Consider the following 12,462-nt stretch of genomic DNA (forward strand, 5'->3'; position numbering starts at 1 on the left):
GAGAAAGGATCCGTGATGACCTCCGTGACGGCCGGCGCATCCGGCCAATTCATGATCGATGGCACACTCGAGGTCAACCGCCTCGGTTACGGGACGATGCAGCTGACCGGACCCGGCGTGTGGGGGCCACCGGCCGATCCGGACGAGGCTGTGCGCGTCCTGCGGCGCGCGGCCGAACTCGGTGTGAATCTCTTCGACACCGCCGACGCCTACGGCCCGTTGGTCGCCGAGCCGCTGCTCCACCGCGCCCTCGCCCCGTACGACGAGAACATCGTCATCGCCACCAAGGCAGGGTTCACCCGGCAGGGCCCCGACCAGTGGACACCTGTCGGCAGGCCTGCCTACTTGCGGCAGGAATGCGAGATGAGCCTGCGCATCCTCGGAGTCGACCGGATCGCGCTGTTCCAGCTGCACCGCGTCGACCCCGAAGTGCCCCTGGAAGATCAGATCGGCGAGCTCAAGGCGCTGAAGGACGAAGGAAAGATCGCGCACATCGGCCTGTCGGAGGTGAGCGTCGACCAGATCGAGGAGTCCCGCGCCATCGCCCCGATCGCCTCGGTGCAAAACCGGTACAACCTGGCCGACCGGGCGGCCGAGGACGTGCTCGACTACTGCGAAAACCACCAGATCGCCTTCATCCCGTGGTTCCCGCTGGCCACCGGCGACCTGGTGAAATCCGGCGGGCCGCTCGAGGCCATCGCGTCCCGGCTGTCGGCCACGCCGTCGCAGCTCGCGCTCGCGTGGCTGCTCCGCCGCTCACCGGTCCTGCTGCCCATCCCCGGCACCGCGTCGGTGGAGCATCTGGAGCAGAACGTGGCCGCCGCGGGCGTCCAGCTGACCGATGACGACGTCGCCGAGCTGACCGCGGCCGTCACGTCACCCGGCTGCGAGTGACTCATCCATGGCGCCCCTCGCAGTCGTCGAGGCCGGCGTCTGCGGGTGCCTGGTCGAGCAGGGGTTCGGCGGCGAGTAGGGAGAGCATGCCTTCGGCGAGGTTCATTGCTCAGCCTGGCCTTCGCTCATCACCTCGGCGATGTTCTCGGCCAACTCAACGAAGACCATGGCCTTTGTGATCTCGGAGTCGGCCAATTGACCGATGCGCCGCTCGGCCTCGGCCTTCGCGGCCGCGCTGTACAGATGCGGAGCCTTCTCAGCGAACTTGACCTTCTTGAGGATCGAGCCGTACTTACCCGGCAACGCCGCGAGGTGGGCATCGAGTCGGTTCTCGGCCTTCGAGGAGTGAAATCGAGATCCGGTCGGTGGTGCTCGAGCCCGCCGAGTACGCCGTGCTGAGTCCGGAACGCGAGGACTACCTGCGGACGCAGATCGCGCACCGATTAGGTTTTCGCGCCGCGCCCGTCTGTACGTGTGAGATCGACTCACGAGAGGCTGGCACGATGCGGAAACTGATCTTCGGCATGAACCTGAGCCTGGACGGCTACATCGCCGCGCCCGGCGACGACCTCGGCTGGAGCGTACCGAGCGACGAGCTGTTCCAGTGGTGGTCCGACCGGGTGGGGGCGACCGGCCTGGCGCTGTACGGGCGCAAACTGTGGGAGACGATGAGCTCCCACTGGCCGACCGCCGACCAGCAGCCCGGCGCCACACCGGCGGAGATCGCGTACGCCCGCCGCTGGCGGGACATGCCGAAGGTGGTGTTCTCCTCGACGACCAGCACGGTCGACTGGAACACCCGCCTGGTCACCGGCGACGCGGTCACCGAGATCACCCGGCTCAAGGCCGAAGACGGCGGCCCCATGGACATCGGCGGCGCCACACTTGCCGCAGCGGCCATGCGGGCCGGGCTGATCGACGAGTACGTGCTGGTCACCCACCCGGTCCTGGTGGGCGGCGGCACGCCGTTCTTCACGGCCCTGGACAGCTGGGTGAACCTGAACCTGGTGGAGACGCGGACGTTTCCCGGCGGCGTGGTACTGACCCGATACGAGACGAGGCGATGAGCACGGGCCAGATGCTCGGCTCGTGAGGCCAGGTCCTGGGCTCGTGAGGCCAGGTCGAAATCCTTCCTGGCGTGCTCACCGTGACCCTCGGCTATGAGGGAACCTTCCCCGGGCCCTTCCTTGCGTTCCGAGTGAGCTGTTGACCGACTTGCTGGAGATGAGGGCGACGGCGTCGTTGATTGTGACGATGTTCTTCGGGGACAAAGATGCCCCGCCGGCAACGCCGGCGGGGCGGTGGTGTTCGCGTTGTCGCGTTGGTGTTCAGCTGGTCGGGGTGCTCATTCCGCGGTGACTTCGGTGACGGCGGCCTGTGCGCTGGACTCGTCGACGATGGGACTTGTCTGATTACAGTGTCGGGGGCAGGCCCAGCCATGGTTTGTCGGTGGCGTCGAATCCGGTGAGCTCGGCGATCTTCCCGTCGACGATGTGCAGGACCGCGATGGTAAATAGCCGGTACTCCGGGTCGTCGGGGGTGCGGAGGTACAGCACGGCGGCAGGCATGCGGTTGACCGTCGTGGTGATACAGCGCCAGTCGTCGTGGCCGCGCTGGAAGAGCCCACCGGAGACCCAGCCGTCCACCGCGTCCTTGGCCGTGATGACCGAGGTGCCCGGCTCGGGCAGCATCGCGAAGCGCAGGTCGTCGCGCAGCAGGGACATCAGCCCGTCGAGGTCGTTGCGCTCGTGAGCGTCGATATACGACTTCACCACGCCGCGCTCGTCATTCGACAGCTCGTGGGTGGCGGGGCTCCGCCAGTCGAGGCGGCGGTCGGGCAGCTGCTCGCGCATCGTCACACGCGCCCGCTGCAGTGCGCTGGTCACCGATGCGACGGTCAGCTCGAGGGCGTCGGCGGCCTTCGACGCCGGCCAGCCGAGGACGTCGCGCAGGATGAACACCGCCCGCTGCCGCGGCGGCAGGTGCTGGACGGCGACGATGAACGCCAGCTCGATCGTCTCCCGCGCCACCACCGATTCCTGCGGGTCCTCCGGGAGCATCCGGTCCGGGTAGGGCTGCAGGTACAGCACCTCGGAGCCGGGGTCCGGCAGCTCGGCAGGCACGGGTGTGCGGTCGTTGCGCTTCTCCAGGAAGTCGAGGCAGGCGTTCGTCGCAATCCGGTACAGCCAGGTCCGCAGCGCAGCGTGGCCCTTGAACGACTCCCGCTTGTTCCACACCCGCAGGAACGTCTCCTGCGTCAGGTCCTGGGCGTCCTCGTAGTTCGCGAGCATCCGGTAGCAGTGCACCTGCAGCTCACGCCGGTAGCGCTCCGTGATGAGCGCGAACTGTGCTGCGTCATTTGAGCGGGCCGCCGCGATGAACGCGGCCTCGTCGTCGCCTAGCAGTCTGGCGTCGGTCATGGTCGTCAATCCTTCCGCGGGTGGCGAGGGGCTACCAGAACTGACGACGTGGCGGAGGATTTCTGAGCGGTGAAGCCGCTGACACCGAGGCGGTCCAACTCGCGGACCGCCTGGGTGTAGGTGAGGCCGGTCTCGGCCATCAACGTGCGGATCTCGCCCCGACGCTTGCGATTCTGGCTGGACATACGAATCCTTCCAGCGAAGTCCCCTCGCCACGCGGCTCCAGAATGAAATCATGCCGTGCGGCGAGGAGTCCGGGGATGGCAACCTTTCCCAGCCATTGCAGGTGCTTCGCCGGTTCGGCGATCACTACGGTGGGGCGATGGGTCATCCCGTCGTCGCCGGGCGTCCGGATGTGCAACCTCAGCGTGGTGCCCACGACCGCCTGGCCTCCGGCCTTCAGGATGAACGGATTCCACTCCTCGTAGCGGCCGAAGTCGACGATGACAGCCCAGACCTCCTGCGGCGAGGCCTCGATCACGACCGAGGTGTCGATGGTGTGCACCAGGTCTCGCTTTCTCCCGGAGGGCGGGGCGTGGCGGCACCGTCGATGATCTCCCGAGGTGAGGCGCCCGGCCGGCGGAACGACGGGATCGTCTTCGCCGAGAGAGTCCCGTCAATCGTCACGCGGCCTCCTGGAGTAAGGCCCCCACTCCCCCACAGTTCCGCGAACCACTGGGGGGCGACGCCCCCCAGTGTGTCGTCCGCCGTCGAGTAGGTGCTCGCCGTCTGCTACCGATTGAGGAGGTCCAGCGCCGCATCAACGATGGAAGCTGCGTCGATTCCGTGCAGCGCATAGGCATCGGCGAGGCTCGAGGACTGCCCGAACTCGGTCACTCCGAGACAGCGAATCCGGTCTCCGCGTGCCCCGGCGAGGAACGACAGGGTGTGCGGGTGGCCGTCGAGGACCGTCACCAACGGCGTCGGGTATGGCTGCGGAAACAGCGTCTCCACGATGTTGCCGCCAGTGCCAGGGCGTCGCCGGCCACGCTGCTGGAACGATCGGAAAACCAGGTCGGCGCTGGTCAGGCAGACGACACCCGCCGCGACACCAAGGTTTTCGAGAATCTGAGCCGCTTGCGTCACCTCGGGCATGATCGCGCCCATTCCGACAAGCGTCACCTGCTCGAACTCCGGGTCGTGGTCGGTGAGACGGTACCCGCCGGCGACGGCTTGCAGGCGGCGTCGCTCCAGGAGCTCGGGTTCCTCCGGCAGCCGTGCGAGGTCGGGGTCGATGGGCCGGGTGGATAGCCGGAAATAAGCCGACGTTCCTCCTGGAATTCCGACCTGAGCCATCGCATGCAAGAAGGTCCACTCGAGGTCCTGGGCGAACGCCGGTTCCCAGGCCGTGCATGCCGGCTGCTCAAGCCCGATCGACGGAGTTGTGATCGACTGGTGGGCGCCGCCTTCCGGCGCAAGGGTCACACCGGACGGAGTGCCGACAAGGATCGACTGACCACCGGCGTAGATCCCATATGACCACGGTTCGAGCGCCCGGGACACGAACGGGTCATACAAGGTCCCGACGGGGATCAGTCTGTGCCCCCATCGGCTCCAGGTGGCGCCGAGTTCACCGAGAAGGCCGACGAGATTCACCTCGGCGATACCCAGTTCGATGTGTTGTCCGGTCGGGCGTTCAGCCCACTTCAGAATCCGCTCGGTGTCGTCTGCGAACCAGTCGCGGCGGTCCGCGATCGACCAGACACCGGTCTTGTTGATCCAACCGCCGAGGTTGGTCGACGAGGCGACGTCCGGGCTGCAGGTGACGATGTACGGCGCCAGATCCGGTGCGTCGCGAGGGATGTCTGCGAGGAGGCGGCCCAGAGCGGCTTGTGTCGATGTGGGTTTGCGGTACGGGTGGCCGAGCGAGGTCGGGACGGCCGGCTCCGGCAGGCGTCGCAGCGGCGGACGTTTGAGCACCTCGCCGCGCGTTGAGCACAGGCGGCCGGGCACTGAGTCGGCGCCGAAGCTCCGCCAGGGGTCGTCGAGGCTGGTGCCGCACTGCTCAGCCAGGTGGTGCATTTGTGCTTCGGTCAACAAGGCCGAATGGTTGTTCGGGTGCCCTTCCGTGGGCAGGCCGCGTCCCTTGATCGTATAGGCGAAGATCACGGTTGGCCGGTCGGTCGCGGCGCTGCCGTAGGTGTCTGTGAGGAGGCCGAGGTCGTGGCCGCCGAGGTCACGGATTGCCGCGGCGAGCCTGCTCGGTTCCAGATCGCTCACCAGTGCGCGGAGCCTGTCGCTTCCTCCACCATCGAGGATCCGGTCGGCGATCTGGGAGGAGTCGACACGCAGCATTCGCTGGTATTCCTCGTTCGGCATCGCCTCGAGCCTCACCCGAAGCTCTTCGCCTCCTGGAAGCTCGAACAGCTCGCTGATCAGGCGGCCCCACTTCAGCGTGATGACCTGCCATCCGGCGGCGGCGAACATGCCTTGGAGCCGCTCGATCTGGATGTCCGGGACTACGCGGTCCAGCGACTGCCGGTTCAGATCGACGATCCACAGGAGTTCACCCATCGAGGGGACTGCAGGATCGGCGATCGCCTCCCAGATGGCTCCTTCGTCGAGTTCGGCGTCGCCGAGCAGGCTGATGAACCGGCCGGCGGCGGGGGCGGCGGCTGCACGCGACCGCAGGTATCGGAGGGACATCGCGGCCCACAGGGAGGCCGTTGCGCCGATGCCTACCGAGCCGGTGGAGAAGTCGACCGTGTCCGGGTCCTTGATCCGGCTCGGATAGCTTTGGAGGCCACCTTTCGCTCGGAGAGTGCGCAGGTACTTCGGGTCGAGATCTCCAAGCAGGTAGTTGATCGCGTGGAGCACAGGTGAGGCGTGCGGCTTGACCGAGACTCGGTCTTCGTTGGCCAGGTTGTGGAACCACAGGGCGACCATGATGTCGACCATCGACGCCGACGACGCCTGGTGTCCTCCGACTTTCACGCCCGAGGGGTTGGGGCGGTTGCGGTTGGCAGCGTCCACGATGGCGGAGGACAACCAGAGAACTCGTGTAGAGATCTCGCGAAGCGTCTTGGCTTCGTCGTCTGTCAAGCGTGGGCGAGTAGTCGAACCTGGCCGGTCCGAATCGTCCGCGAGGGGCCTGTGGTCGGTCTGAGTCATGAAGATCCTCGATCGCTTATGGCGCGCAGTATCCCGCCCCGGTCCGGGCGCCCCTGGGTAGTCAGCGCCGAGAACACGAGGCATCGTGACATTTTGTCGTGATGCCCATCACCGCGGCTGGTCGCCCCCCGCGCTGAGCCGCCCCCACGAGCTGGTGGCACGCCTCAAGGCGTACGCCGCTGAGAAAGGACTGCTCAGCGAGCACTGGCGTCGCGGTGTGCCTCCCCGTTGACTCAGGATTCCTGCCGGTCTTCGATGAGCTGACCGGCTCCAGGAGGCTGAGAAACGGGGTGTCTTCCTGATGATGGACGCCGGTGAGCAACAGCGCCAAGGCGAACCCGACCGTCGTGAAGGGACTACGGTGCGACAAGCTACAAGCGATCTCACGCCCGGCTACGACGCCGAACTGCGGCGGCACAACCAAGCACTTCGCCGGGCCTGTGGCCTGCAGGTCCACGACCACGTCCTCGACATCGGATGCGGGGCCGGGCAGACGACCCGAGAGGCCGCGCGCACAGTCCAGGCAGGCAGTGCGCTCGGGGTCGACGTCTCCGCACCCGCCATCGAGCGCGCCCGCGAGTTCGCCCGGGCGGAGGGGCTCCGCAACGTCACCTTCGAGCACGCCGACGCACAGGTCCACCGCTTTCCCGGGGAGCACTTCGACCTGGCGATCAGCAGGTTCGGCACGATGTTCTTCGACGACGCCGTCGCCGCGTTCGCCAACATCAGGCGGGCGCTGCGCCCGGCCGGGCGCCTGGTGATGATGGTCTGGCAGTCCCACGAACGCAACGAGTGGGACGTCGCCATCCACCAATCCCTCGCAGGACTCGAGGGGCCGGTGGCCGCCGATTCCGTCGGACCGGATCCGTTCTCGCTCGCCGATCCGCAGACCGTGAAGCAGATCCTGGGCGATGCGGGGTTCGCCGACGTCGCCTTCACCGACGTCCGCGAGCCGGTCTACTACGGTCCGGACGTCGCCGCCGCCCTGGAGTGGGTCCGCGGCTTCACCTGCACCAGCGAGGTGCTGAAGCGGCTGGACCCCGCCGCCGCGGCGCACGCGATCGGGCGTCTGAGCGAGACGCTCTCCGCGCACCTGAGCGACGACGGTGTCTGGTTCGACTCCCGTGCCTGGATCGTCACCGCTCGTCGCCACTGAGAGGGAGCGAAGGGCTCATGCGCCGGCTTCCTTGCGCAGGCGTCTCGCAGTCGTATCCAAAGGACGTAGCCGTAGACCTGATGCTGGAGCCCCAGGACTGCGGCGAAGTCGTGGCAGTGCGGGGACGGCTATTTCGGGACGCCGCCGCGCGCGATGTAGGCGGCGGTCATCTCCCATGTTCGCCGTTGGAATTCGACGTCGTAGGACGCGGCCGCGGAGCGGATTTCGGTTCCGCTGTGGAAGTAGCGGCCCGTGGTCTCGGCCGATTCCGGCGCGATGGCCACATTGAGGGTGGCTTGAGCACCTTCCTCTGGAGCCAGGAGGAGCCGTCGGGTCAGTGGAAGGATCGGCTTCATGAGCGGGTGTGCGATGTCGTCGAGGATGCCTGTGTTGACGAGCGGATGTGCATCTCGACGCCGTCGGCGTTGAGTAGCCGCTCGCGGTAGTGGGCGCCGACATTGTTGATGAGCAGGTGCAGGGCCGTGTGCCGGGCGGTGAATCGGTCGGCGAGCCCGTGCAGGTCGTCCTGGGAGGCAAGGTCGGCGGTCAGCACCTCGACGCGGTCGGCGCCGACTTCTGCGGCGACCCGCCGCCTCAGCTGTTCGCCGCTGTCGGGGTTTCTGACCACGATCATCACGGTGCTGCCGAGCCGGGCGAGTCGAGTCGTGATGACCTGGCCCATGCCGCCGGTGGCGCCGGTCACCAAGCTGATCTTGCCGGTCAGGTCGACGTGCGGAGACAGGGCGGTCATGCGGCGATCCTGGGGGCCTGGTGCAGGTACGCGGGGGTGGTGGCCTCGCGGAGCAGGAAATCGGCCAGGTCGGCGCGGGAGATCGCCGAGGTGAGCCGGATCTTCAGGTCCGTGCCCACGCGGTAGACGCCGGTGCGCGGCTTGTTTCTGAGCGCGGGCGGGCGCACGATCGTCCAGTCGACGGTGGAGGCCCGGATGAGCTTTTCCATCTCGTCCTTGTCCCGCATCTTGTCGCCCAGCGTCGCCCACAACATGCGTGAGTAGAGTGACCCGTCGTTGGTCTCGGCGGCACCATGAGCGCTCACCACGATCAGTTGCCGAACCCCCGTCCGCGTCATCGAGCCGAGAATCGAACGGACGCCGTCGGTGCAGACGCTCACCGGTCCCCTGGCGTTGGTGCCCAGCGCGCTGATCACCACATCGTGGCCGTTCACCGCGTCGTCGACCAGTTCGGCGCTGTTCAGGTCCGGCACGACGGCGATCTGTAGACCGGGTCGGGCCTGCAGGGCTTCCGGGCGGCGCACAACCGCGGTGACGTGATGACCTGCGGCGAGGCCCTGGGTTACGGTTTCCCGCCCGGTGCCGCCGGTGGCCCCGAAAACGACTATTTTCATGATGATCATCCATATCTGTCGCTGTGAGACAGTTTGTCTCGCAGAGAGGGTGGCATCAGCTTCGTCTCTGAGTCAAGTTGTCTCATAGGATGCGGATGTGAGCAGCTCCATCGACCCCCGCGCCACGCGTAGCCGAGATGCGATCCTGGCCGCCGCCCGCTCGTTGTTGCTGGATGAGGGCCCCGCCGCCCTCACTCATCAACGAGTCGCCCAGCAGGCCGGCGTCGGCCGCGCAACGGTCTACCGGCACTGGCCGCGCCCCGAGCAGCTGCTTCTCGACCTCATGACCGATGTCGACATGCCGTACTTCCAGGAACCGGAAGCGCCGGTCCGCTCCTGGCTGCACTCCCAGCTTCGCGAGCTCGCCGACGCCATGGCCGTCCCCCACATCGCCGCTGTCACGCTCACCCTGATGCAGGGTGCGTTGTGGGATCCGCAGGTCGCGACGCAGCGCGACGCCTGCCTCGAAATACTCAACGAAAGGCTCGAGGTGGCGCTGGCGTTGGCCGCCGCGAACCGGGAAATTGACATTTCCGCCGATCCGATCGATTTCTCGGCGATACTGGTCGGGCCGATCATCTATCGCGTCGCCATACAGGCCGGATCCGTCTCCCCTCACTTCATCGATCACCTCATCGACGGTTTGGGGAGATGGGACGTCGACTCCATTCGGCGGGCCGATCAAAACGGTCAACCTGCCTGACTCCGCGCCTTTGTCGAGTGATCAGCGCTCAGTGAATGTCTATCCTGTGATGATGCGTGCGGGTTCTGCCGTGGACGCGGCTACGGCGGTGATCTTCGCCATTTTCATGGCCCTGATGTCGCAGGTCGCCCGGGTGACCCAGCCAGAGGCCCGTCCCGTGACCGCGCTCGGGTTAGCACTCCTGGTGGTGTGCGGGTTGGCGTTCGCTCTGCGGCGAATCAATCCGCTGCTCACCTTCACGCTGACCGTGGGCACAGCGGTGACCTACCTGGGATTGCGGTTCGCCGGCTGGCCCATCTACCTTGGCGCGTTCGCGGGTCTGCTGGCGCTCGTCTTCGGGGTCGCCGAAGCACGTGTGTGGGTTCCGTTCGCCGCGATCGGCGGGGTGGGGGTGGCGGTCGCCACGGGCCCGCCGGAAGGCTGGCAGCCTGCCCCGATGATCACGATCGCAGGGGTATGGGCGGCGGTCGCGGTCCTGGCCGCCCGGGCCACGCAGGTTCGCCGGAAGCTTGCCGAGGAGGAGGCCGCAGGCAGGGTGGTCGAGGAGCGGCTCAGGATCGCCCGGGAGTTGCATGACGTGCTCTCCCACAGCCTGGCCACGATCAGCCTGCAAGCCGGCGTCGGACTCCACCTGGTGGACGACCGGCCGGAACAGGCTCGTGAGGCGCTGCAGGCGATCCGTCAGGTCAGCAACGACGCACTGGCACAGGCACGTGCCGCGTTGACCGTTGTACGAGGGCCGGATGAGGAGCCGCCGCAGGCCCCGCCCGGCCTGGCGGATCTGGATGCGCTGGTGACGTCGGTGCGCGCGACCGGCTTGGGCGTGGATTTGGCCGTCGACCTGGAGAGCCGCGCGATTCCGGACGTGATCTCCGCCACTGCCTATCGAATCGTTCAGGAGGCGTCGACCAACGTGATGCGCCACGCCGGACCCGGAGCGCGTGCTCGGATCCAGGTCGGAACCGTCCACGGCTGGCTGGAGATCGACGTCACGGACGACGGGATCGGCGCTGCCGTACCGGCGCGCGGCGCCGGCCACGGATTGCGTGGGCTGGAGGAACGGGTCAGAGCGGTCGGTGGCGAGTTGCAGGCCGGCCCGGCGCCTGGCGGTGGCTTCACCCTCCATGCCCGCCTGCCGCTGGGGGCGGAACGGTGAGCGTGCTGCGGGTTGTGCTCGCCGACGACCAGGTGATGATCCGTTCCGGGTTGCGGGCGTTGTTGACGGCCGAACCCGGCCTGGAGGTCGTCGCCGAGGCCGGCGACGGACAGCAGGCGCTCGCCGCCGCTCGTGCTCATCGTCCCGATGTGATCGTGATGGACATCCGCATGCCGGTGTTGGACGGGCTGGCGGCCACCCGGGCGATCGCCGCCGACCCAGAACTGTCCGATGTACGGGTGCTGGTGCTGACGACGTTCGATGAGGACGCGTTGGTCTTCGAGGCGATTCGCGCGGGCGCGGCCGGGTTCCTACTCAAAGACGCCGAACCCGCGGAGTTGCTGCGTGGCATCCGGGTGACCGCTGCCGGTGACGCGTTGCTCTCCCCGCAGGCCGCGCGCCGACTGGTCACGGCGTTCGCCGCCGCTCCCACACCGGCCGGGCCTGTCGCGCGGGCGCTGGAGTTGCTCACCTCGCGGGAACGGGAGGTCGTCGCTCTGGTGGCCCGGGGGTTGTCCAACGAGGAGATCGCCGATCGGCTGGTGATCAGCCCCGCGACCTCCCGTACCCACGTCTCTCGGGCAATGATCAAACTTGCCGCCCGCGATCGTGCGCAACTGGTCGTCTTCGCCTACGAATCCGGCCTGGTCCATCCCGGCCGCACTAGTTGACCTGCGCGGTCTCCTTCCGGATACGTTCAGCGACGTACGCCGGGATCCCCGGATACCGGGGTCTACGCAGGTGAAGTGCCGTCGGGCAACCGACGACGTGCCCCATGGCCGAGCGGAAAGCTACTGGCAGCACCGCAACGGCGGGTTCTCCCCAACTCGTCGTTGCGACGTCGACGGCTTCCCAGGAGGTACCGGAAATGATTCTTTCCGCGTTCGGCCGCTCGTCCCGCCCTGCGGCCCTCAATGAGCAGACCATCGAGTCGATCCCGGACGAGAAGTCTTCGGAGAAGGCGCCTGGATATGAGCGGTTATGGCGGCGTGTCCTGGCGGTGGCGATCGTCGGCGGACCCCTCGGTTACGCCGTCGGGAGCATCCTCATCCCGGCCGTCCACGAGGACGGAACGACGAGCATCGCGGCGAACGCCGCAGCGAATCCGATCATCAACGCCGTGCACCTGGTCGCGTACGTGCTCGCCTCTTTCCTGCTCCCCCTCGGAGCGGTCGGACTCGCGTACCTCTCCTACGCCCGGGCGCCGTGGCCGGCCACGATCGGTGGGCTGCTCGCGGTGGTGGGCTGGCTGCCGTTCTCGGCCCTGACCGCCCTGGACGACCTCACCATGGCCATGGCCGCCCTACCCGACAGCGGTTCGTACGCCACGCTGTTGGACCGGTTCGCGAACGACGCGGTGATGGGCGGCTACCTGCTCGTCTATATCGTCGGGCATCTGGTGGCCTACGTGGTGCTCGCTGTCGCGCTGCGCCGAGCCGGAGTCATCCCGAGATGGGCGGCCTGGTCGACGATCGCCAGCAGCCCGCTGACGGTCGCCGTTTTCGTGTTGCCGGGTCGTCCCCTCGTCCTGGGTGATGTCGCACTCTCCCTGCTCGTGATCGGCAGCATCCCCGCGGCCCGAGCCATGGTCACGCGTAACCGTCCCGCCAACCCGTAACAGGGTCGGGTGCGGTGTCGTGTCAGTGGCCGTGTCAGC

The 12,462-nt window shown here is 67.4% G+C and carries 14 protein-coding genes; 7 read left to right on the forward strand and 7 right to left on the reverse strand.

Features of this window, described 5'->3' with window-relative positions; genetic code table 11:
- The first annotated feature begins 15 nt into the window (after window positions 1-15).
- A complete protein-coding gene (locus Pph01_RS38665; protein WP_204078218.1) occupies window positions 16-894 on the forward strand; it encodes an aldo/keto reductase in 879 nt (292 codons plus the stop codon).
- 102 nt (window positions 895-996) lie between these two features.
- Here the strand turns inward: Pph01_RS38665 and Pph01_RS38670 are convergent, their stop codons facing one another.
- Window positions 997-1,197: a hypothetical protein gene (locus tag Pph01_RS38670; RefSeq protein WP_204078219.1), complete on the reverse strand. Its 201-nt coding sequence runs from the start codon at window positions 1,195-1,197 to the stop codon at window positions 997-999.
- A gap of 200 nt (window positions 1,198-1,397) precedes the next feature.
- On the opposite strand from Pph01_RS38670, the gene Pph01_RS38675 reads away from it, so the two are divergent.
- Window positions 1,398-1,961: a dihydrofolate reductase family protein gene (locus Pph01_RS38675; protein ID WP_204078220.1), complete on the forward strand. Its 564-nt coding sequence runs from the start codon at window positions 1,398-1,400 to the stop codon at window positions 1,959-1,961.
- 345 nt (window positions 1,962-2,306) lie between these two features.
- On the opposite strand, the gene Pph01_RS38680 is transcribed toward Pph01_RS38675, so the two are convergent.
- The 3 genes from Pph01_RS38680 to Pph01_RS38690 form a co-directional block, all read right to left on the reverse strand.
- Window positions 2,307-3,314, reverse strand: a complete 1,008-nt coding sequence (locus Pph01_RS38680) for an RNA polymerase subunit sigma-70 (RefSeq protein ID WP_204078221.1) — start codon at window positions 3,312-3,314, stop codon at window positions 2,307-2,309.
- Between the two features lie 139 nt (window positions 3,315-3,453).
- Complete coding sequence (locus Pph01_RS38685) at window positions 3,454-3,819, reverse strand: SRPBCC domain-containing protein (RefSeq protein ID WP_204078222.1); 366 nt, start codon at window positions 3,817-3,819, stop codon at window positions 3,454-3,456.
- A gap of 227 nt (window positions 3,820-4,046) precedes the next feature.
- Window positions 4,047-6,356 (reverse strand): thiamine pyrophosphate-binding protein, encoded by a 2,310-nt coding sequence (locus tag Pph01_RS38690; protein ID WP_239117345.1) that lies wholly within the window; start codon window positions 6,354-6,356, stop codon window positions 4,047-4,049.
- A 430-nt stretch (window positions 6,357-6,786) separates the two neighbouring features.
- Here Pph01_RS38690 and Pph01_RS38695 point away from each other — a divergent pair, with 430 nt between their 5' ends.
- Window positions 6,787-7,581 (forward strand): class I SAM-dependent methyltransferase, encoded by a 795-nt coding sequence (locus tag Pph01_RS38695; protein WP_239117346.1) that lies wholly within the window; start codon window positions 6,787-6,789, stop codon window positions 7,579-7,581.
- Window positions 7,582-7,709: 128 nt separating this feature from the next.
- Here the strand turns inward: Pph01_RS38695 and Pph01_RS38700 are convergent, their stop codons facing one another.
- The 3 genes from Pph01_RS38700 to Pph01_RS38710 are packed head-to-tail and all read right to left on the reverse strand — an operon-like array spanning window position 7,710 to window position 8,946.
- Window positions 7,710-7,937 (reverse strand): Rossmann-fold NAD(P)-binding domain-containing protein, encoded by a 228-nt coding sequence (locus tag Pph01_RS38700; protein ID WP_204078224.1) that lies wholly within the window; start codon window positions 7,935-7,937, stop codon window positions 7,710-7,712.
- Window positions 7,934-8,332: an SDR family NAD(P)-dependent oxidoreductase gene (locus tag Pph01_RS38705; protein ID WP_204078225.1), complete on the reverse strand. Its 399-nt coding sequence runs from the start codon at window positions 8,330-8,332 to the stop codon at window positions 7,934-7,936. Before Pph01_RS38705 ends, Pph01_RS38700 begins: the two co-directional genes overlap by 4 nt.
- Window positions 8,329-8,946, reverse strand: coding sequence for an NAD(P)-dependent oxidoreductase (locus tag Pph01_RS38710; protein WP_204078226.1), 618 nt, complete (start codon window positions 8,944-8,946; stop codon window positions 8,329-8,331). Before Pph01_RS38710 ends, Pph01_RS38705 begins: the two co-directional genes overlap by 4 nt.
- A gap of 97 nt (window positions 8,947-9,043) precedes the next feature.
- On the opposite strand from Pph01_RS38710, the gene Pph01_RS38715 reads away from it, so the two are divergent.
- From Pph01_RS38715 to Pph01_RS38730, 4 genes are all read left to right on the forward strand, one after another.
- Complete coding sequence (locus tag Pph01_RS38715; protein ID WP_204078227.1) at window positions 9,044-9,649, forward strand: TetR/AcrR family transcriptional regulator; 606 nt, start codon at window positions 9,044-9,046, stop codon at window positions 9,647-9,649.
- 52 nt (window positions 9,650-9,701) lie between these two features.
- The gene (locus tag Pph01_RS38720) at window positions 9,702-10,805 is read left to right on the forward strand and encodes a sensor histidine kinase (protein ID WP_204078228.1); all 1,104 of its coding nucleotides are present in this window, start codon (window positions 9,702-9,704) and stop codon (window positions 10,803-10,805) included.
- 2 nt (window positions 10,806-10,807) lie between these two features.
- Window positions 10,808-11,476, forward strand: coding sequence for a response regulator transcription factor (locus Pph01_RS38725; RefSeq protein ID WP_204078237.1), 669 nt, complete (start codon window positions 10,808-10,810; stop codon window positions 11,474-11,476).
- A gap of 197 nt (window positions 11,477-11,673) precedes the next feature.
- Window positions 11,674-12,423, forward strand: a complete 750-nt coding sequence (locus tag Pph01_RS38730) for a hypothetical protein (RefSeq protein ID WP_204078229.1) — start codon at window positions 11,674-11,676, stop codon at window positions 12,421-12,423.
- The last annotated feature ends 39 nt before the right edge of the window (window positions 12,424-12,462 follow it).

The organism is Planotetraspora phitsanulokensis (assembly GCF_016863295.1).
GTDB classification, from domain to species: Bacteria; Actinomycetota; Actinomycetes; order Streptosporangiales; family Streptosporangiaceae; genus Planotetraspora; species Planotetraspora phitsanulokensis.

Coding starts and splice junctions, on each gene's coding strand:
- Pph01_RS38665 (WP_204078218.1), top strand. CDS start 16: ATGACCTCCGTGACGGCCGGCGCATCCGGCCAATTCATGATCGATGGC.
- Pph01_RS38730 (WP_204078229.1), top strand. CDS start 11,674: ATGATTCTTTCCGCGTTCGGCCGCTCGTCCCGCCCTGCGGCCCTCAAT.
- Pph01_RS38705 (WP_204078225.1), bottom strand. CDS start 8,332: ATGACCGCCCTGTCTCCGCACGTCGACCTGACCGGCAAGATCAGCTTG.
- Pph01_RS38700 (WP_204078224.1), bottom strand. CDS start 7,937: ATGAAGCCGATCCTTCCACTGACCCGACGGCTCCTCCTGGCTCCAGAG.
- Pph01_RS38675 (WP_204078220.1), top strand. CDS start 1,398: ATGCGGAAACTGATCTTCGGCATGAACCTGAGCCTGGACGGCTACATC.
- Pph01_RS38680 (WP_204078221.1), bottom strand. CDS start 3,314: ATGACCGACGCCAGACTGCTAGGCGACGACGAGGCCGCGTTCATCGCG.
- Pph01_RS38710 (WP_204078226.1), bottom strand. CDS start 8,946: ATGAAAATAGTCGTTTTCGGGGCCACCGGCGGCACCGGGCGGGAAACC.
- Pph01_RS38720 (WP_204078228.1), top strand. CDS start 9,702: ATGCGTGCGGGTTCTGCCGTGGACGCGGCTACGGCGGTGATCTTCGCC.